Genomic DNA, 21,024 nt, shown 5'->3' with positions numbered 1-21,024 from the left:
CATACTGGTCTTTAACGGATAAGCCAGTATGGAGGAGAAACGTGAAACTCTACATTTACGACCACTGCCCTTTCTGCGTCAAAGCCCGCATGATTTTCGGCCTTAAAAATCTTCCCGTAGAACTCAATATCCTGCTCAGTGACGACGAGGCCACGCCAACCAAAATGATTGGCCAGAAGATGGCGCCCATCCTGCAAAAAGACGACAGCCGTTATCTGCCGGAGAGTATGGATATTGTGCACTATGTCGATAAACTTGACGGCAAACCGCTGCTCACCGGTAAACGGAACCCGAAACTGGAAGAGTGGCTGCGCAAGGTTAACGGCTATGTGAATAAATTGCTGATACCCCGCTTTGCGAAATCCGCCTTCGACGAGTTTTCCACACCGCAGGCGCGCGCCTCGTTTGTCGCGAAGAAAGAGGCGGCGATCGGCAGCTTCGACGAACATCTCGCCCACTCTGCCGGGCTGGTGAAAAATATCAGCGACGACCTACGGGCGCTGGACAAGCTCATAGTCAAACCGAATGCGGTCAACGGCGAGCTCTCCGAGGACGATATTCATCTTTTCCCGCTGCTGCGTAACCTGACGCTTGTCGCCGGAATTAACTGGCCGAGCCGGGTAGCGGATTACCGCGATAATATGGCCAAGCAGACCCAGGTTAACCTGCTTTCATCGATGGCTATTTAGCGGACTCACGGCGGAAGCGTATGTTTCCGCCAGCCTTTCAGCTTTTTCCGCTAGCCTTTGTACCTCGTCTGACGCATCCTACGCACCGGCTTTGACGCCTTCGGAATCACGTTGAGGAATTATGAAGAAGATCTTTTTTGCCGCTGCTTTACTGCTGAGCGGCGTGCTGGTGGGCTGTAACCAACTGACCCAATATTCCATCAGCGAACAGGAAATTAACCAGGCGCTGCAAAAACGCAATGATTTTGCGAAAGACATTGGCCTGCCAGGCGTGGCCGACGCGCACATTGTGCTGAATAACCTGGCGTCGGAAATTGGTCGTGAAGAGCCGAACAAAGTGACGCTGACCGGCGATGCCAACCTGGATATGACATCCCTTTTCGGTAACCAGAAAGCGGTCATCAAGCTGAAACTGAAGGCGTTGCCGGTGTTTGATAAAGAGAAAGGCGCCATTTACTTGCAGGAGATGGAAGTAGTGAAAGCCGACGTGCAGCCGGAAAAAATGCAGACGGTGCTGCAAACGTTGATGCCCTACCTGAACCAGTCGCTGCGCAACTACTTTAATCAGCGTCCGGCCTATGTACTGAAAGAGGACAGCAGCAAAGGCGAAGCGCTGGCGAAGAAATACGCCAAAGGCATTGAGGTGAAACCGGGCGAAATTATTATCCCCCTCACCGACTGAGTTACAGGGCGCCGCGGGCGCCCTTTTTTTCAGGAAAAAGATGCAAACGAAAACGTTTCCGCTTATCCTTAGTGCCCGGCAAAAACACCTGATTCTCACCAGCCGGAGCACTCCAATGACACAATCCCAGGTTTTGAAAATCCGCCGTCCTGACGACTGGCACGTCCACCTGCGTGATGGCGATATGTTAAAAACCGTGGTGCCGTGGACCAGTGAAACCTACGCCCGCGCCATTGTCATGCCCAATCTCGCTCCCCCTGTGACAACCGTTGATGCTGCGCGCGCGTACCGCCAGCGCATTCTTGATGCCGTGCCTGCCGGACATGATTTCACCCCGCTAATGACCTGCTATCTCACCGACAGCCTGAGTGCGGATGAAGTGGAACGTGGGTTTAACGAAAACGTCTTTACGGCGGCAAAACTTTATCCCGCCAATGCCACCACCAACTCCAGCCACGGCGTCACCAGCATTGATGCCATTATGCCGGTGCTGGAGCGCATGGAAAAACTGGGCATGCCGCTGCTGGTGCATGGCGAAGTGACCCACGCGGAGATCGATATCTTCGATCGCGAAGCGCGTTTTATTGAAACGGTGATGGAGCCGCTGCGCCAGCGCCTGCCGGGGTTAAAAGTGGTGTTTGAGCATATCACGACCAAAGACGCGGCGGATTATGTGCGCGAGGGTAACGAGCGCCTGGCGGCGACCATTACGCCACAGCATTTGATGTTTAACCGTAACCATATGCTGGTTGGCGGCGTACGTCCGCATCTCTACTGTTTGCCTATCCTTAAACGCAATATCCACCAGCAGGCACTGCGAGAGTTGGTCGCCAGCGGATTTGAACGCGCTTTTCTCGGCACCGATTCCGCACCGCACGCGCGGCACAAAAAAGAGGCGAGCTGTGGTTGTGCCGGTTGCTTCAATGCGCCAACCGCGCTCGGCAGCTACGCTACCGTGTTTGAAGAGATGAACGCCTTGCAGCATTTTGAAGCGTTCTGTTCGCTGAACGGACCGCGCTTTTACGGGCTGCCGCTCAATGAGGGCTTTATTGAGCTGGAACGCATCGAAAGCGTCGTGCCAGAGAGCATTGCGCTGACGGACGATACGCTGGTACCGTTCCTCGCAGGTGAAACCGTTCGCTGGCGCGTTAAGCAGTAAAAATTTACTGCCCCCTGTTGTAAAGATACTTCATTAACTGTATATATATACAGCAAACACACAGGGGGCTATTATGCGCATTGAAGTGACTATCGCCAAAACCACACCCTTACCGCCAGGTGCTATCGATGCGCTGGCGGGCGAATTATCCCGTCGGCTAAATAATTACTATCCCGAACACGATAACAAAATCACCGTTCGCTATGCGGCGGCTAATAACTTGTCGGTGCTTGGCGGCGCAAAAGAAGATAAAGATCGCATAAGTGAAATTTTGCAGGAAACCTGGGAAAGCGCCGACGACTGGTTTATCAACGACTAATTTCTCTTTAAGTTTGTTCTTATTGCCGGGTCGCCCCGGCTTTTTTGTCTGTTTTTTACGCCATTCATTAATTCTCTAGTTCTTTAGTAAAAATATGTGCTTAAGGTTTCGTTTTCTTATTCAAAAAAATCAAACAGCCTAAAAAACATGTTGCAGAGTGTTTATTTATTCGATCATCACCCCCATCTGTTGATATACTAAAGAGGCTTCAAAAAAAACACGCATTGAACCTCGAAAGTCGTTGTCTAAATAAACACGCTAATATGGGGGTTATGATGGTAAAGAATAATGAAGTCATCCAGACCCATCCACTGGTCGGATGGGACATCAGTACTGTGGATAGTTACGATGCCCTGATGCTCCGGTTACACTACCAGACCCCTAACAGAGCCGCTCAGGAAGAGACTGAAGTCGGCCAGACGTTATGGTTAACGACAGATGTCGCCCGCCAGTTTATATCGATTCTCGAGGCGGGTATTGCCAAGATTGAATCAGGCGATTACCAGGAAGATGAGTACCGCAGGCATTAGTCTTAATGCTGACCTTCATCCCAACAGGCACCCTTCAGGGTGCCTTAATTATTTCTGCCCTTGTATAACGCCGCCAGGTTAATTACCCTCCTGAACACGCTTTTTCCTGGAGAACACCATGAAATATGACCTGATTATTATCGGCAGCGGATCTGTCGGCGCAGCGACCGGCTATTACGCTACCCGCGCCGGGTTAAATGTGCTGATGACCGATGCCCATCTCCCGCCGCACCAGCAAGGCAGCCATCATGGCGATACGCGTCTAATTCGCCACGCGTATGGCGAAGGTGAAAAATATGTCCCGCTGGTGCTGCGCGCCCAACAGTTGTGGGATCAGTTAGCCAGCGAAAGCGGCGAGGCGGTGTTCGAACGGACCGGCGTGATCAATCTCGGCCCGGCTGATTCCGAATTTCTCGTCAATGTCGCCCACAGTGCTAAGCAGTGGGATCTGGCGGTAGAAAAACTGGATGCGCCTTCACTGATGGCCCGCTGGCCCGAAATCACCGTGCCGGAAGACTATATCGGTCTGTTCGAAGCCGATTCCGGCGTACTGAAGAGCGAACTGGCGGTTAAAACCTGGATCCGTCTCGCCCAACAGGCCGGTTGCGCGCAACTGTTTAACTGCCCGGTTACCGCGCTGCGTCATGGCCCTGAAGGCGTGACCATCGAAACAGCGGAAGGCGAGTTCGTCGGCAAGAAAGTGTTGGTTAGCGCCGGCACCTGGGTACGTCAGTTAATTCCAACGCTTCCGGTACAACCCGTACGCAAGGTTTTCGCCTGGTTCCAGGCGGACGGTCGCTACAGCAGCAAAAATCACTTTCCAGCCTTCACCGGTGAAATGCCGAATGGCGATCAGTATTACGGTTTCCCCGCCGAAGACAACGCGCTGAAGATCGGTCGTCATAACGGCGGCCAGCTCATCGACGAAGCACAACAGCGTACACCTTTTGGCAATGAGGCAGGAGACGGTTCGGAGTGCTTCGGTTTTCTGCGCCAGTTCCTGCCGGGCATTGGTGGTTGTCTGTACGGCGCTTCATGTACCTACGATAACTCGCCGGATGAAGATTTTATTATTGATACGTTGCCGGAGCATCCGGACACGCTGATTATCACCGGACTGAGCGGCCATGGATTTAAATTCGCGCCAGTGCTCGGCGAAATCGCCTGTGAATTTGCGCAGGGTAAATGCAGCGATTTTGATTTGACGCCTTTTTCCCTGTCACGCTTTACCCGATAATCCGTCGGCGGCCTTATTTGTGGCCGCCTTTATTTTTTTGCGGAGAGATCATGCGTCGTTTATTCGACTTCCTTATTAATAATGTGCGTGAGCATTTGATGTTATATATTGCGCTGTGGCTACTCGTTGCGCTGATCGACCTTATTTATATTGTATGGCCTTAATCATAAATACTGACAAAAGCTGACATTTATTTAAAAAAACCAGAGTTAAAACAATTTTCCTGAACAATAAAAAATCTCACGTACCCTGCTATTAACAGCAAAAATTATCTGTCACCCTCTAATCACCTGAACATTGAAAGCAACAGTCATTCAAAAAAAATGACATAGAAAAATTAATTGTCTAATTGCTTAATTTTCAGTTGCAATATGTATCCGCCCTCGCCATTTTAAATTAACCGTTCATTAACAATGATTCACAATTATGCAATTTCGCAACTCACCCGCCCGCTACGGCACTATTTCCGTTGCTATTCACTGGCTGATGGCAATAGCCATTTATGGCATGTTCGCGCTGGGATTATGGATGGTGACGCTCAGCTATTATGATGGCTGGTACCATCAGGCGCCGGAACTGCATAAAAGTATCGGCATTCTGTTGATGTTAGGGCTGGTGGTGCGCATTGTCTGGCGGCATATTTCACCGCCCCCTTCTCCGCTATCCAGTTATTCACGCCTGACACGAGCAAGTGCCGTACTGGCTCATATAGCACTGTATGTGTTGCTGTCTGGCATTCTCATCAGCGGCTATTTAATCTCCACCGCGGACGGCAAACCGATTAACGTATTTGGCCTGTTTAACGTGCCTGCGACGCTTACCGACGCCGGTTCGCAGGCGGATCTCGCCGGTACTGTTCACTTATGGCTGGCATGGAGCGTAGTCGTGCTCTCGGTAGTGCACGGTCTGGCCGCCTTAAAACACCATTTCATCGATAAAGACGTCACTCTCAAGCGCATGCTGGGAAAATCGTCGCCTGACTCTGGAGCATAATATGAAGAAAATCCTGCCGGGACTCGCTCTCGCCTCGCTACTCTTTGCTACCGGCGCTGCCGTAGCCGCAGATTATAAAATCGATAAAGAGGGGCAACACGCTTTCGTCAACTTCCGCATCCAGCATCTTGGATACAGTTGGTTATACGGCACATTTAAAGATTTCGACGGTACATTTACCTTCGACGAAGCCAACCCGGCCGCCGATAAAGTGAATGTAACGATCAACACCAACAGTCTGGACACCAATCATGCTGAGCGAGATAAGCATCTGCGCAGTGCGGAATTTCTGAATGTAGCGAAATTCCCGCAGGCAACGTTCAGCTCTACCGAAGTGAAGAAAACGGCTGATGGGCTGAATATTACCGGTAATCTGACGCTGAATGGCGTGACGAAGCCGGTGGTGCTGGCGGCAAAACTCATCGGTGAGGGCAAAGATCCGTGGGGCGGCGTGCGTGCAGGTTTTGAAGCTTCCGGCAAAATCGCGTTGAAAGATTTCAATATTACGACCGATCTTGGGCCAGCATCGCAGGATGTGGAGCTGATTATTTCTGTCGAAGGCGTACAGCAGAAGTAAATAAGCAGGAGAGGGTTTCCCCTCTCCCGTTTGCGTTATTCCGGATCCGGAATCCCCAGTTTTGTGTTCAGACGTCCGCGCGATTTGTTGAAGATTTTATTGCCATTCTCACGTCCGGCGCGGCGTTTACGCTGCTCCTCTTCCGGCAACTTGCTCTCTTCGTGACACAATTCACTGCAACAGCCTTCATATTTCTCCGCACAAGCCGGGCACTGAATAAACAGCAAATGGCAGCCATCATTGCGGCAGTTGGTATGTGAGTCACACGGCGCACCGCACTGGTGACAATGGGCAATCACGTCGTCGGAAATGCGTTCCCCCATTCGTTCATCGAAAACGAAATTCTTCCCGACAAAGCGAACAGGCAGGCCCTGTTCACGGGCGCGACGCGCATACTCAATGATGCCGCCTTCGATATGCCACACTTTATTAAAACCGTTGTGCTTCATCCAGGCGCTCGCCTTTTCACAGCGAATACCGCCAGTGCAGTACATCACAATTTTCTTGTCTTTATGCGCCTGCATCATCTCAACGGCTTTAGGTAACTGCTCGCGGAAGGTATCGGCCGGGATCTCCAGCGCGCCGTCAAAATGCCCCACTTCATATTCATAGTGGTTGCGCATATCGATAAAAATCGCTTCCGGATCGTCAAGCATCGCGTTCACTTCCGCCGCTTTCAGGTAATCGCCGACATCGCTGGCGTCAAAACTCTCATCTTCAATACCGTCCGCAACAATGCGATCGCGCACTTTCATGCGCAGCACCCAGAATGATTTACCGTCATCGTCAATGGCGATGTTCAGACGCAGACCATCCAGTGCCGGATCGAAGGCATAAAGCGCATCGCGAAAAGCCGGGAACAGGCTTTGCGGTATGCTGACCTGGGCATTAATCCCTTCATGAGCAAGATAAATGCGACCAAATACCTTCAGTGCGGTAAACGCCTGGTAAAGGGCATCGCGCGTTGCCTGCGGGTTCATAATAGAAAAATATTTATAAAACGAGACCGTGATACGTGGCTCGGTTTCGGCAAGCATGCGCGCTTTTAATTCATCGTTGGCGATGCGGTTGTGTAACACTGGCATGGTGTACGTATCCTGCAAAGTAGAGAGTGAAAAAACGGCGGCATCATAAAGCAAATACTGATAATTTACATCCACACATTTTACGCTACATTTCTTCTCAATCTGCTTATTGCGGCATAACAATCACCGGAAAAACCGCCATTCCGTGCGCCCGGATTTTGGCAAATTCCGAAAAAGTGCGAGAATACAGGGAATTGTTGCTTAACACAGGACAGTCATGACGCTTTTACCTAAGTTTTCAGCTTCACTTTTACACCCTCGTTTTTGGCCCACCTGGTTTGGAATAGGTGTGCTGTGGCTGGTTGTTCAACTCCCCTATCCAGTCATTTATCGTCTGGGGTATGGCATTGGCCATCTGGCTAAACGGGTGATGAAACGGCGCGTAAAAATCGCCGAGCGCAATCTTGAACTCTGTTTTCCGCAGATGAGCGCCGAAGAACGTCAGCGCATGCTCACGAAAAATTTTGAGTCCGTCGGCATGGGTCTGTTGGAGACTGGCATAGCCTGGTTCTGGTCCGATCGCCGAATGGCGCGCTGGATGGATGTATCCGGTTTTGAATATGTTCGCGACGTACAGGCGCAAGGGCGCGGTATTTTGCTGATTGGCGTGCATTTTCTCACCCTGGAAATTGGCGCCCGTATGTTCGGTATGAATGAGCCGGGGATTGGTGTCTACAGACCGAACGACAATCCGGTTATCGATCTGATGCAGACCTGGGGACGCATGCGTTCCAACAAGAGTATGATCGACCGAAAAGATCTTAAAGGCATGATCCGCGCGCTGAAAGCAGGCGAGGTTGTCTGGTACGCGCCGGACCACGATTACGGCCCGCGTGCCAGCGTTTTCGCCCCCTTCTTTGCCGTTGAGCAGGCGGCGTCCACTTCCGGCACCTGGATGCTGGCGCGAATGTCTCAGGCCGCGATTGTACCGTTTGTTCCGCGCCGTAAGCCGGATGCTAAAGGCTACGAGCTGATCATGCTGGAACCGGAGTATTCACCACCGCTTGACGATGCGGAAACAACAGCCGCCTGGATGAACAAAGTTGTGGAACGTTGCATCATGATGGCTCCCGAGCAGTATATGTGGCTACATCGCCGCTTTAAAACCCGCCCGGAAGGCGTCCCTTCCCGCTACTGAACGTCTGAATAGCCCGCATTTGCGGGCTTTTTTTCATCATACAAAAATCGTCCTGCGCATTGCAGCAACCATCACCTGAGCGCATAATTAGCATGCTTATCAATTTCCCTTATGCGCGCGTTGCAACAACGCTGTACGGATGGTTATGTCATCTTCTGATGCCCCAATAAACTGGCAACGTAATCTTACCGTTGCCTGGTTTGGTTGTTTTCTGACTGGCGCGGCCTTCAGCCTGGTCATGCCCTTTCTGCCGCTGTATGTTGAGCAACTCGGCGTGACCGATCCGGGTGCGCTGAATATGTGGTCCGGGCTGGTGTTCAGTATTACCTTCCTTTTTTCTGCCATCGCTTCGCCATTCTGGGGCGGGCTTGCCGACCGTAAAGGGCGCAAAATTATGTTGCTGCGTTCGGCGCTGGGCATGGCGATTGTCATGGCGCTGATGGGTATGGCGCAAAATGTCTGGCAGTTTTTAGTGTTGCGCGCGCTTTTGGGCTTATTGGGTGGATTTATCCCGAACGCGAATGCTTTGATTGCGACACAAATACCGCGGAATAAAAGCGGCTGGGCGCTCGGCACCCTTTCCACCGGCGGCGTCGGCGGTGCGCTGCTAGGGCCGCTGGCAGGCGGTCTGCTCGCCGATAACTGGGGCTTGCGAATGGTCTTCTTTATCACCGCGTCGGTACTGTTTCTCTGCTTCCTGCTGACTCTGTTCTGTATCCGGGAGAATTTTGTTCCGGTGGCGAAGCGCGAAATGCTGCACTTCAAAGAGGTTTTTGCCTCGCTGAAAAGTCCAAAACTGGTGCTGAGCCTGTTTATCACCACCATGATTATTCAGGTGGCAACCGGCTCCATTGCGCCGATTCTGACGCTGTATGTGCGCGAACTGGCGGGTAATGTCAGCAATATCGCGTTTATCAGCGGCATGATTGCCTCGGTGCCAGGCGTCGCGGCACTGATGAGCGCTCCTCGTCTGGGAAAACTGGGCGATCGCATCGGCCCGGAGAAGATCCTGGTGGCCGCGCTGGTGATATCCGTGCTGCTGCTGGTGCCCATGTCGTTTGTACAAACTCCGTGGCAACTGGCGATCCTGCGTTTTCTGCTCGGCGCCGCCGATGGCGCGTTACTCCCGGCGGTGCAGACGCTGCTGGTGTATAACTCGACCAACCAGATTGCCGGGCGCATCTTCAGTTATAACCAATCATTCCGTGATATCGGCAACGTTACCGGACCGCTGATTGGTGCAGCGGTCTCCGCCAGCTACGGGTTCCGCGCGGTCTTTTGTGTAACCGCAGGCGTGGTGCTTTTTAATGCCGTCTATTCCTGGTTCAGCTTACAGCGCCCTGCACGTGCTCATGCTGAAACGCCCGCTTCCACCGCATCCGTGGTCAGCAGTAAAGAGTGATCGGTTACAGAGCGGATTCCTCTGCTCTGTCGCTTTTTCATAATGATCAATTTCTGTTAAATATCTGATTACCGCAGCCATCATTTGACGCTGGCGAAACCAGCGACTATAGATTTTTGCAGATACTTTTTCTGCAACTTGAGGAGTTTTTCCATGGCTGAATCCGAACTGGAGTATTACTCAACACTGTCTGAAGCAATTGATGCCGCACGGGAAATTTTTATCGCCAGTAATCCAGATCTTGATGAAGACGAGATCAGCGTGCAGCAATTTAATGTGCAAAAGTATGTTCTTCAGGATGGCGATATCGCCTGGCAGGCTGAGTTCTTTGCCGATGAGGAGGAGCCTGGAGAGTGTCTGCCGATGCTCAGTGGCGAAGCCGCGCAGAGCGTGTTTGACGGTGATTTCGACGAGATCGAAATAAGCCAGGAGTGGCAGGAAGAGAATACGCTGCACGAATGGGACGAGGGCGAATTTCAACTTGAACCGCCGCTCGATACCGAAGAGGGTCAGACCGCGGCAGACGAATGGGACGAGCGCTGATCACTCATAGGGGCCGTGGTGTGCATCCAGTGGCAGCAGTAAAGTGTCGAACACCAGTGAAAAAGGCAGATCGAGCACGGTAATATAGCGCCACGCCGAATCACGAACATCCCATTGCACGCCGGGATAGTACTGATTTCCGTGGCCCTGCCCCGGGATAGTCCGACTGATAATGCTGCCGCAACCGCTTAATAAACAGGCCATTACGACAACCAGAATAACTCTCACACCTGACCTCATCTTGCTGTTTGTAGAGTAAAAAAATACCGGCACAGTGGCCGGTATTTTCCTTAATGTCGGCTTACTTCGCCTTCAACGCCAGCGGGTTTAGCTTCAGCTCTTCGTAATAGTTTACCCAAGAGAGATATCTCTCCGGTGCGGACCATACACGATAGTGCAGTCGCGAAAGCGTCACGGGATCGCTTAGCAGCACCAGGCGACGATCGCGGTTCAGCTTCTCAGGCGTTTCGTTCAGCGCCTGCTCAACGTGACGGTCGCGGGCAATTTCCAGCACGCGGCTGGAGCGGTGACGCGCAGTTGCCATTGCTGTTGCCAGCGCATTGAAAGAAGGATGAAACACCGCGTGCATAAAACCATCCTCCAGCGAACGCGAGCGGTTCAGTTCCAGATAGTTATCGGTATCCACCAGCACCTGCGGCGGCGAATACTCTTCCGGAATGAGGAACAGCTTCCAGCGTTTCGTACTCAGACCTACCGTAGAGCGGCTGGAGATCACTGAGACAAATGGCGACAGGATCAGCGAGAACACAATCGGCGCCAGCCAGAACAGGAAACGCAGATCCAGCCACGCCATTCCCACGGCCCACACCAGCCCCAGCAGTAACTGCGAGCCGTGACGCATAAAGGCTTCGCCCCACGGAGTGGAGTCATCATCACGCTGCGGCGAATTCCACACCACTTCCCAGCCGAGGAAGGCGCTGACAACAAATACAGTGTGGAACAGCATGCGGACGGGCGCCAACAGAACCGAGAACAGCACTTCCAGCAGCAACGAGATCGTTACGCGGAAGAAACCGCCATACTCTTTCGGCCCTTTACACCATACCAGAATAATACTGAGCAGCTTCGGCAGGAACAGCAGCACCATCGTCGAGGCAAACAGCGCGATAGCCAGCTCCGGACGCCACTGCGGCCATACCGGGAACAACTGGCGCGGTTGCAGGAAGTATTGCGGCTCCGTCAGGGCATGCACCACCTGCAACGCAGTGGAGAGCGCAAGGAACATAAACCACAACGGTGCGGAAAGGTAGGACATTACGCCGGTCAGGAACACCGCGCGGTGTACCGGGTGCATGCCTTTTACCAGGAACAGGCGGAAGTTCATCAGGTTGCCATGGCACCAGCGGCGGTCGCGTTTCAGCTCATCGAGCAGGTTCGGCGGCAGCTCTTCATACGAACCCGGCAGGTCATATGCAATCCACACGCCCCAACCCGCACGACGCATCAGCGCCGCTTCCACGAAGTCGTGCGACAAAATGGAACCCGCAAAAGAACCTTCACCCGGCAGCGGCGCCAGCGCGCAGTGCTCGATAAACGGTTTCACGCGGATAATCGCGTTATGCCCCCAGTAGTGGGATTCCCCCAACTGCCAGAAGTGCAGCCCCGCAGTAAATAGCGGCCCGTAAACGCGGGTGGCAAACTGCTGGCAGCGCGCGTACAGCGTATCCATACCGGACGCTTTCGGCGATGACTGAATGATCCCGGCATTCGGGTTGGCTTCCATCAGACGCACCAGACCGGTCAGACATTCACCGCTCATCACGGAGTCTGCATCCAGCACGACCATGTAGCTGTACTGGCTGCCCCAGCGACGGCAAAAGTCATCGATGTTGCCGCTTTTACGTTTCACACGGCGGCGACGGCGACGATAGAAGATCTGCCCTTCGCCCTGCACTTCCGCGATCAGCTCCATCCACGCTTTCTGCTCAGCAACGCAGATATCCGGGTTATAGCTGTCGCTGAGGATATAGACGTCGAAATGCTGTTGCTGCCCGGTGGCTTTAACCGATTCCCAGGTCGCACGCAGCCCCGCAAAAACGCGATCCACGTCTTCGTTACAGATAGGCATAATCAACGCGGTACGATGTTCCGGATTAAGCGGCTCATCACCCACCGTTGAGTGCGAAATGCTGTACTTGTCGCGGCCGATAAGCAGTTGCAGGAAGCCCATCAGCGCCGTCCAGAAACCGGCGGATACCCAGCAGAACAAGACGGCGAACAGGATCAGGATGCCGGTTTGCAGCACGTACGGCAGCAACTGCATAAAGGAAACCCACAGATTCTGGCCCGCCATATCGGTCGGGTTGATCAGCGCCCAGCCCTGATAAGGCAGGATGGTTTTCATATACCAGGTTGCCACCACCGTCTGCGCCAGCGTCAGCAGCAGTAAAATATAACGGCGGATTGAGCCGACAGTACGCCATTTCTGTTCGTGCGCCTGCTCTTCTTTCGTCAGACGAGAAAGATAACGCGGCGCCACTTCCCGCCCACGGAGGCGATCCCAGAAACGTCCGATAGGGTTGGTACGCCACGGATCGGGAAACATGGAAGAGCGCTTCGCTTTCGGCATCGCCTGAAGTTGCGCACGCCCTTCATCATCCTTAATAAGCTGCTCTTTGCCCAGTGAATCCGGCCAGCTATGCTGCAAGCGCGCCGTCAGAGAACCCAACGGCGTATCGTCTTCACGTTTCCAGTCTGTATGTTCAGCATCCAGCGCCTGATGCACGCTAAGAATACTCTCTGTCGGCAGCGCTGCCTTCTCCGCATCCGTGAGCGGCAGCGCGTCGATATACTCAGTTGTCTTATTCATTGGCAGGTAGCTGATAGCTCCAGGTTTCACTCAGAGTCTGGTCGGCATTAACCAGGGCCGCGCGCATATCCGTCGTTTTCTTCGGATCTTTAACTTTCACGCGCAACATCAAACGCCAACCTTGCGTCACTGGATTATAGCGAACGGTGTTTTCCACGATTTCGCCGTTATCGCCAATGCTGGCTTGCGCGGTGACTGGGGTGTCCTGCGGCAGTTTTTTCATATCCTGGCCGGTGAAATCGACGACAAAGGCAATCGTTCCGTCAGGCTGACGAATCAGGTTCGACTGTTTTACATCACCGGTCGAGCGACGGGTTTGCAGTACCCACGCGTTGTCTGGCGCATGCAGTTTATCTTCGTCGCGGCTAAAGGTGATGGTGTATTTAAAGTTCATCTCCTTGCCTGGTTCCGGCAGTTGATCCGGCGTCCAGTAGGCCACGATGTTATCGTTGGTCTCGTCATTGGTCGGAATTTCAACCAGCTCAACCTTCCCTTTGCCCCACTCGCCTTTCGGCGTAACCCATGCGCTCGGACGCAGATCGTAGCGGTCATCAATATCTTCAAAACGGGAGAACTGACGGCCACGCTGCAGCAGGCCAAAGCCCTGCGGGTTTTCCATCGCATAGCTGCTGACAGCCAGGTGTTTCGGGTTGTTCAACGGGCGCCAAATCCACTCGCCGTTGCCGGCAAGCATCGACAGACCGTTAGAATCATGCAGTTCCGGGCGGTAGTTGGTCGCCGGAGAGGGCTGCGACGGACCGAACAGGAACATACTGGTCAGCGGCGCAACACCCAGTTTGCCCACTTTATCGCGCAGGTAAACTTTGGACTGCACATCCACTACGGTATCGCGGCCAGGGATGATGACGAAGCGATAGGCGCCTGTGGCGCGCGGTGAATCCAGCAATGCGTAAATCGTCAGGCGTTTATCGGCAGGCTTAGGACGCTCGATCCAGAATTCGCGAAAACGCGGGAACTCTTCGCCGGAGGGGAGCGCAGTATCAATCGCCAGACCGCGCGCGGAGATCCCATAAACCTGACCTGCGCCAATCACGCGGAAGTAGCTTGCGCCCAGCATGCTGACGATTTCATCGTTTTTATCTTTATTATTGATGGGGTAAAGAACTTTGAAACCAGCAAAACCAAGATCTTTTACCGTGTCTTTATCGTGCTGAACGTTACCGAAATTAAAGTAGTCCGGGCTGTATTTAATTTGGCGAACGGCGGTGGCGGTCACTTCGTTGATGGTCACCGGCGTATCGAAATACATGCCCTGATGATAAAACTCAAGCTTAAACGGGGTGTTGGTCGCGTTCCAGTAGGCTTTGTCGTGGTTGAACTGAATCTGCTGATAGTCCGCGTATTTCATGTCACGGAACACAGAGGGCAGATTACTCTTGGGTGCTTCATAGCCTTTGCCAGCCAGGGATTGTGCCTGTTTTGCGACATCGTCAATAGAAAAAGCCCAGCCTGATGACGTATAAAGTGACAACAGAACCGCAGCGCCTACCCAACGCATTTTCATCATTTGTAATTTAGGTTTCATAATAACTAAGCACTTCCCCCTTTGTGTGCTTAAATCGATCCGATCCATTTTAATGGAAACTCAGCCAATCCGACAACTGAATCCCTGATTGTTCTGCCTGCTGGCTCATTGAATAAGCAAAGAAACTCACCCTTTATCGTTTTGCAGGCTTATCCTGGAGACAGGTTATCGGACATAGTGTAGGGTTAGTTTCGAATGTAACCATTATTTGTCTTATGGATAAGGCGAAAAGTCTTAGAATGCCCGGAGTTATATGGCCAGAGTACCCACACAACGAGAATATTTCCTTGATTCCATCCGCGCGTGGTTAATGCTGCTTGGGATCCCGTTCCACATCTCGCTGATTTATTCCAGCCATATGTGGCACGTTAACAGTACCTATCCTTCCTGGTGGCTGACCCTGTTTAATGACGCTATTCATGCGTTTCGCATGCAGGTATTTTTTGTCATATCCGGTTATTTTTCATACATGCTATATCTGCGTTATCCGCTAAAACGCTGGTGGACGGTGCGCGTTGAACGCGTCGGTATACCGATGCTCACCGCAATTCCGCTGCTCACGTTACCGCAATTTATTATGTTGCAATATGTGAATAACAATACCGCGGAATGGCGCACCTTATCGGCGTATGACAAATTCAATACGCTGTCGTGGGAGCTGATATCTCATTTATGGTTCCTGTTAGTACTTGTCATATTAACAACGGTTGGCATGTGGTTGTTTAAAAAAATAAAAAACAGTGCCGATCGCCTGCCTGGTTCTATTTCACTCGGTACGCTTTCCCTCTGGTTCCTGCTGCTGGGCATTGCCTGGGCCGCATTTCGGCGCATTATTTTTCTGTTGTATCCCGATATATTGCGCGATGCGCTGTTTAATTTCGCCGTCATGCAGACGCTGTTTTACATTCCATTCTTTATCCTTGGCGCGCTAACGTTCATAAATCCACGCCTAAAATCACTTTTTACCACGCCGTCACCGTGGTGCATGATCGGCTCAGCACTGGCGTTTGTTGCTTATCTGCTTAACCAACGCTATGGCAGCGGCGATGCGTGGTTGTATGAAACCGAAGCGGTAATTACCATGCTGCTGGGGCTGTGGATGGTGAATGTGGTGTTCTCGCTGGGGCACCGGTTGCTTAATTTTCAGTCGGCGCGGGTGAGTTATTTTGTCAATGCGTCGCTGTTTATTTATCTGGTACACCACCCGCTGACGCTGCTCTTTGGCGCATGGATCACCCCACATATTCAGTCCAACGCGTTAGGTTTTGTTACCGGGCTGGTATTCGTCATTGGGATTGCGGTTTTGCTGTATGAAATTCATTTGCGCATTCCGCTGCTGCGTTTTCTCTTCTCCGGTAAACCGCAGGAGAAAGAGGTGAAAACCCACGCTACCGCCCGTTGATTTCGCAGGCTGCTCCTGGTGAGTAGCCTGCGTTTCCCCTACTTCGCTGGTTCTTCGCCCTGCTGTGTTAATAATCGTTGGTAAAGGTGCGCCGTTTCGCCATCAAAGCAGACAAACAAAACCTGCTGTAGTTGAGGACGCCGGATCAGATGCGCAGAAACCGTGTTGACCGCGATCTCTGCCGCCGCCGGTTTCGGATAGCCATACACGCCAGTGCTTATCGCCGGAAAAGCGATCGTGGTGTAGCCGTTCGCTTCAGCCAGCAACAGACTGTTACGGTACGCATCCTCGAGCAGACGAGCTTCGTGTTCACCGCCGCCGCGCCACACCGGGCCAACCGTGTGGATCACCGCTTTGGCGCGCAAATTTCCCGCCGTAGTGATCACCGCATGCCCCGGAGGGCACTCCCCCTGTTGCTGACGCACCTGCTGACAGGCCTTCAACAATTCCGGTCCTGCCGCGCGATGAATAGCGCCGTCAACACCGCCGCCGCCAAGTAGCGACGAGTTTGCGGCATTTACAATGACATCAACCTCGAGAGTAGTGATATCTCCCTGAAGTACCTGCATACGTGGCTGCATTTTTGCCCCCTTTCCGGTCAATCAACCGCCGTTCTGATAAGTGTATCCTGGAGCGGGGGCAACATGCAGGCACTATCAGTGATAACTAATAACGACAACGGCCTTTGAATGCTCTGGATCGAGATAGTGCATCTCGACTTTCGCCAGCGATGCAAAAGACTGCCCGGCAATGTCACGAAGCGAAAATTGCTGCGTTTCAACCTTTTGCCCCTGCGGGCAAGAGAGCTCCAGTTGCTGTGAGTGCGTACGATAATCGCAGCCCCCCTCAACAATTTCGCCCTGGAAATGAATGATCCCGCCCGGCGTCGCAGCGCCGACAGAGGTGGTAGATAAAAGGATAATGAGAGACAGGAATGTCATAAAAAGCCGCATAAACACCTCACAGGTTGTTCATCCTTGATGGTGGGAGTCAGATATTCCACCTACCTGACTCATCGGCATTTTTAATTAATCTCTTTAATAGTTTAGCGCACAAAGCGCACCGTTGCTGGCTACCGGGCTGTTTTTAGAAGATTTTTTATTGATGCGATTTATACTTCTTCTTGCTCGTTGAGCAAAGGCTGCGCGCGGCGAGCAGCGATCCACAGGCCGCTATTTTTCATGGCGTAACCAAATAGCAGCCCGACGGCCAGCGAAGGCACAATCATCCGCCACTCGCTCTGCCCGGCAAACGTCGCGCAGGCACCCATAAAAGTGCCCGGCACAAAGGAGAGCAGCAAACTTTTGGCCTGCAAACACATCAGGAATGCCACCACGCCGGTCATCATATAACCGACAATCGCCAAATGCGGTGCCAGCGCCGCGCCGTGAATAATCACTTGCGCCCAGACAACGCCGCTCATGACGGTACAGGCGGAAATCAGCAACCCTTTCAACCCGCCCTGTGGGCAGGCGAAATAGGCCGTACATCCGAGAAAACCCGCCCAGCTAATCAAGCCGAAGGAAACGGCCACCCAGCCCCAAAGGCCAGAGAGGATACCCGTTGTCAGTGCAATAGAAAGGAGAATGTTCATGGTGCGCATCATAGCAGATGCGCACCGGTGTTATGTGACAAGAGGCACATTAATTGAAACGATAAACTATACGTTACATTAAATTAGTGATGCGAATCACATTATTCCGCAGATTCTTCCTGCAACTCATCCCACATTGCTGCAATGGCATCGCGCGCAAGCGGTGCCATTGTGCGCCAGAACGGCGTGGTAGCGTGGGCTTCCACCTTACCGAAGAACGTGCCGCACCACGGCAGCAGATACTCTGCGAACAGGGTTTCCAGCGCTTCACTTTCATCCTCAGCCGACTGGTCTTCCAGCCAGGAGGCTGCCAGCAGCAAGGTACCAATATGATCGGCTGGCGCATCGGTTAACGGCATACCACGGCTCGACAAAAATGAACGCACTTCGGCTTCTGTAGCGCCATCCACCCAGGAGTTGCGAAACGGCGATACCCGGCACTCTTCGCCGACAAACAGCGCGTTGTAATCGGCAGCCAGCGCCTGCGCATCGCAGTTTTTTTGCAGGCGCTCCAGCAGTTCATCCTGCTCCAGAGGCCAGCTTTCCGCCAGTTTCCCCTCACGGATCATGGTGTACAGCGGCACCAGCAGCGGATCCTGCGGCTGACGATAAAACAGCGAGCCAAGCACGCGGCAGAGGATAGAAAATTCGTTCATTCAGTTGTTCCAGTCAGTATTAAAGTTCAGCAAATTCAGCAATCGGCGCCATGCCGCGTGACTCAAGGAAGCTCAGCAGGCGACGCGGTGAGACATTCAGAATACGATCTTCCGGGAAATCGACATCATCGAGTACCTTGCGGCATTCAGAGAAATCACCCAGCGTAAACGCGGTGTGAGAATCCGATCCCAGCGCAACCCAGCCGCCGGCATCACGCACCGCGGCAGCAATTGCACGGCAGTTATCTTCACTGCCTTTGCGTGAGTGCATAAAGGAAGAGTTGTTAATTTCCAGCGCGACCTGATATTTCGCGGCAGCTTCGGCGATTGCAGGAATATCAACCTCAAATTTCGGGTTGCCGGGATGGCTGATAATATGCACGTTGCCGCTGGCCATCGTGGCAATCATCGCCTGCGTATGCGCAGCTTTATCCTGCGGCGGAAAGACCGGCTCATGGAAACCGGCAATGATCAGATCGAGTGCTGTCAGCATCGGGCCGGTGCAGTCGATCTCACCATCGGTGTTTTTAATGTTGGCCTCAATACCGCGCAAAATCCCCACGCCATTTACCAGACGCGGCCAGATGCGCATATTGACGAAGTGCCAGTAATGCGGCGCATCCGCCATATCCGGGCCGTGGTCAGTAATGGCAAACAGTTTGATGCCTTTGCTTTTTGCTTCGGCAATATAATCATGAAGCGTGCTATAAGCATGGGTGCTGGCGACGGTATGCATATGCAGGTCAACGGGGTACATGGCTCACTCCTGTCGTTATTTTTTGCAAGGATAGCAGTTATCGGTGGCGATTTTAATGACAAAACCCGGCCGGCCGGGCTTTCATTAATAACCCCGAACTCTGTCAACGCGCCCGCTGACGGTTTCTCCGCGCTCCAGTTTGCCGATAGTGCGGCTGATAAACTCAATGGCTTCGGTCGGTCTCGTGAACGCCGCAATGTGCGGAGTCATTGCCACACGCGGATGCGCCCACAGTGGATTATCGGCAGGAAGCGGCTCGCGGCTGAACACATCAAGCATCGCGCCCTTCACCTTCCCACTCTCCAGCGCCGCCAGCAGATCGGCTTCCACAACGTGGACGCCGCGCGCCAGGTTCATCACATAACTGTGTTCGGCGAGTTGGTTAAGCAGCGACTGATTAATCAGACCAACCGTTTCCGGCGTATTCGGCAGTAAGTTGATCAGCACGCGCGTGCCCTGCAAAAAATCGCCCAGCTCTTCAGGGCCAGCAAAGCTTTGTACACCGGGCAGCGACTTACGGCTGCGACTCCAGCAACGAACCGGGAATCCCCACGGCAGCAGGCTTTCCGCGACTTTTGAACCCAGCACGCCCGCGCCAAGAATACCGACAGTGAAATCGCCGTGCGCATACTCTTCCAGTTGCTGCCACCTGGACTGCTGTTTTAACGCCTGATAATCATCAAAACGCCGGAACCAGTGCAGCACCTGGCTTACCGCATACTCTTGCATTTGCGAACCCATCCCGGTGTCTTCCAGGCGGAATAGCGGAATATCATCAGCCAGCATCCCCGGATTGGCGTTGAGCTGGCCGAGAATAGCATCCACTCCGGCGCCAAGCGCAAACACCCCTTTCAGTTTACGCCCTTTAAGCATTTCGACAGGGGGATGCCACACCAGGGCGTAATCCGCCGGGGCATTATCGCCTGCCGTCCATGCACGAACATTCACCTGCGGCATCGCCTTACGCAGTGCGTTAATCCAGTAATCGCTATTAAAGGAAGGGTGATAAAAAATAATGTCCATTCCAACTCCAGAACTCGTTGTGATGTATCCGGATAATTTCCGGTTCTATTGGTTATTTTAAACAGATGATCAGCATAACAAATTTCTCCTGTACGCCGCGGAGAAAGTACCGTGACGAGAAAAAAAGCGATTTCAGAACGTTTAAGAAGCAGGTTGTTTGAAGTTTGTCTAAACACGCTAATTTATTGAAAAAGAAGATTGACGCCGCAATGGCTTTTCCCTAAATTAGCGCCCGTCCCGATGACATCGGGAAGACAATGTGGTGAGGTGTCCGAGTGGCTGAAGGAGCACGCCTGGAAAGTGTGTATACGGCAACGTATCGGGGGTTCGAATCCCCCCCTCACCGCCATCATTTCAGATAAGAGCCTGTACGAAAGTACGGGCTTTTTTCTTTTATATTCTCCATCCCAGGGGGGATGAGAATCCCCGACCGGGGTTCGACAACGGGCAACTGCCCGTTGGACAGACCACGAATAACATGAGTGGGCTGCCCGCAGGGCGAGCGGAGCGAGTCAATCCCCCCCCCTCACCGCCATCATTTCAGATAAGAGCCTGTACGAAAGTGGACTGACCCCATAAAGTTGGACAGTTCATGTTAAGCGGCTTTCAGGGCCTGGGTTCGGTACTCTACCGGACTCAGGCCTTTTAATTTCAGGCTTATCCGCTTGTTGTTGTAGTAACAGATGTATTCCTCTATCGCCTTTCTCAGTTCGTTGACACTGTCCCACCTGCTCAGATAAAAACACTCCGATTTCAGCGTACCGAAGAAGTTCTCCATCACTGCATTATCCAGGCAGTTTCCTTTGCGCGACATACTTTGTGTCATGCCCCGCGCCTTTAACTTTGCCTGATAGCCTGCCAT

24 protein-coding genes, 1 tRNA gene and 1 other RNA gene are annotated in these 21,024 nt (G+C 52.7%); 15 read left to right on the top strand and 11 right to left on the bottom strand.

Annotated features, from left to right (window positions below; genetic code table 11):
• Window positions 1–41: 41 nt before the first annotated feature.
• From grxB to C0557_RS08870, 9 genes are all read left to right on the top strand, one after another.
• Entirely contained in the window at window positions 42–689 is a 648-nt protein-coding gene (grxB, locus tag C0557_RS08910) for a glutaredoxin 2 (RefSeq protein ID WP_074777818.1), read from the top strand.
• Between the two features lie 121 nt (window positions 690–810).
• Complete coding sequence (locus tag C0557_RS08905; protein ID WP_007374463.1) at window positions 811–1,371, top strand: lipoprotein; 561 nt, start codon at window positions 811–813, stop codon at window positions 1,369–1,371.
• A 115-nt stretch (window positions 1,372–1,486) separates the two neighbouring features.
• Window positions 1,487–2,530, top strand: a complete 1,044-nt coding sequence (pyrC, locus tag C0557_RS08900) for a dihydroorotase (RefSeq protein WP_074777816.1) — start codon at window positions 1,487–1,489, stop codon at window positions 2,528–2,530.
• 73 nt (window positions 2,531–2,603) lie between these two features.
• Complete coding sequence (gene dinI, locus C0557_RS08895) at window positions 2,604–2,849, top strand: DNA damage-inducible protein I (RefSeq protein ID WP_007374461.1); 246 nt, start codon at window positions 2,604–2,606, stop codon at window positions 2,847–2,849.
• A 275-nt stretch (window positions 2,850–3,124) separates the two neighbouring features.
• Window positions 3,125–3,379: a biofilm formation regulator BssS gene (bssS, locus tag C0557_RS08890; protein WP_017456389.1), complete on the top strand. Its 255-nt coding sequence runs from the start codon at window positions 3,125–3,127 to the stop codon at window positions 3,377–3,379.
• Between the two features lie 118 nt (window positions 3,380–3,497).
• Window positions 3,498–4,616 (top strand): N-methyl-L-tryptophan oxidase, encoded by a 1,119-nt coding sequence (gene solA / locus C0557_RS08885; protein ID WP_208658196.1) that lies wholly within the window; start codon window positions 3,498–3,500, stop codon window positions 4,614–4,616.
• A gap of 50 nt (window positions 4,617–4,666) precedes the next feature.
• On the top strand, window positions 4,667–4,780 hold the full coding sequence (locus tag C0557_RS08880) for a YceO family protein (RefSeq protein WP_064567264.1): 114 nt from the start codon (window positions 4,667–4,669) through the stop codon (window positions 4,778–4,780).
• Between the two features lie 262 nt (window positions 4,781–5,042).
• On the top strand, window positions 5,043–5,609 hold the full coding sequence (locus C0557_RS08875; RefSeq protein WP_208658195.1) for a cytochrome b: 567 nt from the start codon (window positions 5,043–5,045) through the stop codon (window positions 5,607–5,609).
• A 1-nt stretch (window position 5,610) separates the two neighbouring features.
• Window positions 5,611–6,186, top strand: coding sequence for a YceI family protein (locus tag C0557_RS08870; RefSeq protein WP_208658194.1), 576 nt, complete (start codon window positions 5,611–5,613; stop codon window positions 6,184–6,186).
• 35 nt (window positions 6,187–6,221) lie between these two features.
• On the opposite strand, the gene C0557_RS08865 is transcribed toward C0557_RS08870, so the two are convergent.
• Window positions 6,222–7,271 (bottom strand): rhodanese-related sulfurtransferase, encoded by a 1,050-nt coding sequence (locus C0557_RS08865; RefSeq protein ID WP_208658193.1) that lies wholly within the window; start codon window positions 7,269–7,271, stop codon window positions 6,222–6,224.
• Between the two features lie 217 nt (window positions 7,272–7,488).
• Between C0557_RS08865 and C0557_RS08860 the strand changes: the two genes are divergently transcribed.
• From C0557_RS08860 to C0557_RS08850, 3 genes are all read left to right on the top strand, one after another.
• The gene (locus C0557_RS08860; protein ID WP_208658192.1) at window positions 7,489–8,409 is read left to right on the top strand and encodes a Kdo(2)-lipid IV(A) acyltransferase; all 921 of its coding nucleotides are present in this window, start codon (window positions 7,489–7,491) and stop codon (window positions 8,407–8,409) included.
• Between the two features lie 145 nt (window positions 8,410–8,554).
• Window positions 8,555–9,811 carry a multidrug efflux MFS transporter MdtG gene (mdtG, locus tag C0557_RS08855; RefSeq protein ID WP_208658191.1) on the top strand — a complete coding sequence of 419 codons (1,257 nt, stop codon included), beginning with the start codon at window positions 8,555–8,557 and terminating at the stop codon, window positions 9,809–9,811.
• A 168-nt stretch (window positions 9,812–9,979) separates the two neighbouring features.
• Entirely contained in the window at window positions 9,980–10,354 is a 375-nt protein-coding gene (locus tag C0557_RS08850) for a MysB family protein (protein ID WP_208662862.1), read from the top strand.
• On the opposite strand, the gene C0557_RS08845 is transcribed toward C0557_RS08850, so the two are convergent.
• From C0557_RS08845 to mdoG, 3 genes are all read right to left on the bottom strand, one after another.
• Window positions 10,355–10,582: a YceK/YidQ family lipoprotein gene (locus C0557_RS08845; RefSeq protein ID WP_043953916.1), complete on the bottom strand. Its 228-nt coding sequence runs from the start codon at window positions 10,580–10,582 to the stop codon at window positions 10,355–10,357.
• Window positions 10,583–10,655: 73 nt separating this feature from the next.
• Window positions 10,656–13,184, bottom strand: coding sequence for a glucans biosynthesis glucosyltransferase MdoH (gene mdoH / locus C0557_RS08840; RefSeq protein WP_208658190.1), 2,529 nt, complete (start codon window positions 13,182–13,184; stop codon window positions 10,656–10,658).
• Complete coding sequence (gene mdoG / locus C0557_RS08835) at window positions 13,177–14,712, bottom strand: glucan biosynthesis protein G (protein ID WP_208662860.1); 1,536 nt, start codon at window positions 14,710–14,712, stop codon at window positions 13,177–13,179. Before mdoG ends, mdoH begins: the two co-directional genes overlap by 8 nt.
• Before the next feature lie 271 nt (window positions 14,713–14,983).
• On the opposite strand from mdoG, the gene mdoC reads away from it, so the two are divergent.
• A complete protein-coding gene (mdoC, locus tag C0557_RS08830) occupies window positions 14,984–16,132 on the top strand; it encodes a glucans biosynthesis protein MdoC (RefSeq protein WP_074777798.1) in 1,149 nt (382 codons plus the stop codon).
• Window positions 16,133–16,170: 38 nt separating this feature from the next.
• Here the strand turns inward: mdoC and ymdB are convergent, their stop codons facing one another.
• The 6 genes from ymdB to ghrA form a co-directional block, all read right to left on the bottom strand.
• Window positions 16,171–16,713, bottom strand: coding sequence for an O-acetyl-ADP-ribose deacetylase (gene ymdB, locus C0557_RS08825; RefSeq protein ID WP_074777796.1), 543 nt, complete (start codon window positions 16,711–16,713; stop codon window positions 16,171–16,173).
• A 75-nt stretch (window positions 16,714–16,788) separates the two neighbouring features.
• Window positions 16,789–17,073, bottom strand: coding sequence for a type 1 fimbrial protein (locus C0557_RS08820; RefSeq protein ID WP_208658189.1), 285 nt, complete (start codon window positions 17,071–17,073; stop codon window positions 16,789–16,791).
• A 170-nt stretch (window positions 17,074–17,243) separates the two neighbouring features.
• Window positions 17,244–17,726: a DUF1097 domain-containing protein gene (locus C0557_RS08815; RefSeq protein ID WP_217273292.1), complete on the bottom strand. Its 483-nt coding sequence runs from the start codon at window positions 17,724–17,726 to the stop codon at window positions 17,244–17,246.
• A 101-nt stretch (window positions 17,727–17,827) separates the two neighbouring features.
• On the bottom strand, window positions 17,828–18,382 hold the full coding sequence (locus C0557_RS08810) for a molecular chaperone (RefSeq protein WP_208658187.1): 555 nt from the start codon (window positions 18,380–18,382) through the stop codon (window positions 17,828–17,830).
• 19 nt (window positions 18,383–18,401) lie between these two features.
• Window positions 18,402–19,139 carry a phosphatase gene (locus C0557_RS08805; protein WP_074777788.1) on the bottom strand — a complete coding sequence of 246 codons (738 nt, stop codon included), beginning with the start codon at window positions 19,137–19,139 and terminating at the stop codon, window positions 18,402–18,404.
• An 84-nt stretch (window positions 19,140–19,223) separates the two neighbouring features.
• Complete coding sequence (ghrA, locus tag C0557_RS08800) at window positions 19,224–20,162, bottom strand: glyoxylate/hydroxypyruvate reductase GhrA (protein WP_208658186.1); 939 nt, start codon at window positions 20,160–20,162, stop codon at window positions 19,224–19,226.
• 261 nt (window positions 20,163–20,423) lie between these two features.
• Between ghrA and C0557_RS08795 the strand changes: the two genes are divergently transcribed.
• Both C0557_RS08795 and C0557_RS08790 read left to right on the top strand, forming a co-directional pair.
• Window positions 20,424–20,511, top strand: a tRNA-Ser gene (locus C0557_RS08795).
• 47 nt (window positions 20,512–20,558) lie between these two features.
• Window positions 20,559–20,694, top strand: a non-coding RNA gene (locus C0557_RS08790) — RtT sRNA.
• Window positions 20,695–20,757: 63 nt separating this feature from the next.
• Here C0557_RS08790 and C0557_RS08785 read toward each other — a convergent pair.
• Window positions 20,758–21,024: IS3 family transposase (locus C0557_RS08785; protein ID WP_208658185.1), on the bottom strand; the 267-nt coding region annotated here is incomplete at its 5' end.

The sequence above is a fragment of the Kosakonia sp. MUSA4 genome, assembly GCF_013085925.1.
Lineage (GTDB): Bacteria > Pseudomonadota > Gammaproteobacteria > Enterobacterales > Enterobacteriaceae > Kosakonia > Kosakonia sacchari_B.
The sequence above is the reverse complement of the archived record's forward strand: the minus strand, read 5'-3'. Positions and strand labels throughout refer to the sequence as shown.

What these genes read in the sequence shown, in the direction of transcription:
- C0557_RS08905 (WP_007374463.1), top strand. Translation starts at nt 811, where the DNA reads ATGAAGAAGATCTTTTTTGCCGCTGCTTTACTGCTGAGCGGCGTGCTG.
- C0557_RS08875 (WP_208658195.1), top strand. Translation starts at nt 5,043, where the DNA reads ATGCAATTTCGCAACTCACCCGCCCGCTACGGCACTATTTCCGTTGCT.
- C0557_RS08805 (WP_074777788.1), bottom strand. Translation starts at nt 19,139, where the DNA reads ATGTACCCCGTTGACCTGCATATGCATACCGTCGCCAGCACCCATGCT.
- ghrA (WP_208658186.1), bottom strand. Translation starts at nt 20,162, where the DNA reads ATGGACATTATTTTTTATCACCCTTCCTTTAATAGCGATTACTGGATT.
- mdoG (WP_208662860.1), bottom strand. Translation starts at nt 14,712, where the DNA reads ATGATGAAAATGCGTTGGGTAGGCGCTGCGGTTCTGTTGTCACTTTAT.
- mdtG (WP_208658191.1), top strand. Translation starts at nt 8,555, where the DNA reads ATGTCATCTTCTGATGCCCCAATAAACTGGCAACGTAATCTTACCGTT.
- C0557_RS08820 (WP_208658189.1), bottom strand. Translation starts at nt 17,073, where the DNA reads ATGACATTCCTGTCTCTCATTATCCTTTTATCTACCACCTCTGTCGGC.
- C0557_RS08815 (WP_217273292.1), bottom strand. Translation starts at nt 17,726, where the DNA reads ATGAACATTCTCCTTTCTATTGCACTGACAACGGGTATCCTCTCTGGC.
- C0557_RS08865 (WP_208658193.1), bottom strand. Translation starts at nt 7,271, where the DNA reads ATGCCAGTGTTACACAACCGCATCGCCAACGATGAATTAAAAGCGCGC.
- C0557_RS08810 (WP_208658187.1), bottom strand. Translation starts at nt 18,382, where the DNA reads ATGAACGAATTTTCTATCCTCTGCCGCGTGCTTGGCTCGCTGTTTTAT.
- mdoC (WP_074777798.1), top strand. Translation starts at nt 14,984, where the DNA reads ATGGCCAGAGTACCCACACAACGAGAATATTTCCTTGATTCCATCCGC.
- C0557_RS08870 (WP_208658194.1), top strand. Translation starts at nt 5,611, where the DNA reads ATGAAGAAAATCCTGCCGGGACTCGCTCTCGCCTCGCTACTCTTTGCT.
- mdoH (WP_208658190.1), bottom strand. Translation starts at nt 13,184, where the DNA reads ATGAATAAGACAACTGAGTATATCGACGCGCTGCCGCTCACGGATGCG.
- C0557_RS08860 (WP_208658192.1), top strand. Translation starts at nt 7,489, where the DNA reads ATGACGCTTTTACCTAAGTTTTCAGCTTCACTTTTACACCCTCGTTTT.
- ymdB (WP_074777796.1), bottom strand. Translation starts at nt 16,713, where the DNA reads ATGCAGCCACGTATGCAGGTACTTCAGGGAGATATCACTACTCTCGAG.
- C0557_RS08880 (WP_064567264.1), top strand. Translation starts at nt 4,667, where the DNA reads ATGCGTCGTTTATTCGACTTCCTTATTAATAATGTGCGTGAGCATTTG.
- pyrC (WP_074777816.1), top strand. Translation starts at nt 1,487, where the DNA reads ATGACACAATCCCAGGTTTTGAAAATCCGCCGTCCTGACGACTGGCAC.
- dinI (WP_007374461.1), top strand. Translation starts at nt 2,604, where the DNA reads ATGCGCATTGAAGTGACTATCGCCAAAACCACACCCTTACCGCCAGGT.
- solA (WP_208658196.1), top strand. Translation starts at nt 3,498, where the DNA reads ATGAAATATGACCTGATTATTATCGGCAGCGGATCTGTCGGCGCAGCG.
- bssS (WP_017456389.1), top strand. Translation starts at nt 3,125, where the DNA reads ATGGTAAAGAATAATGAAGTCATCCAGACCCATCCACTGGTCGGATGG.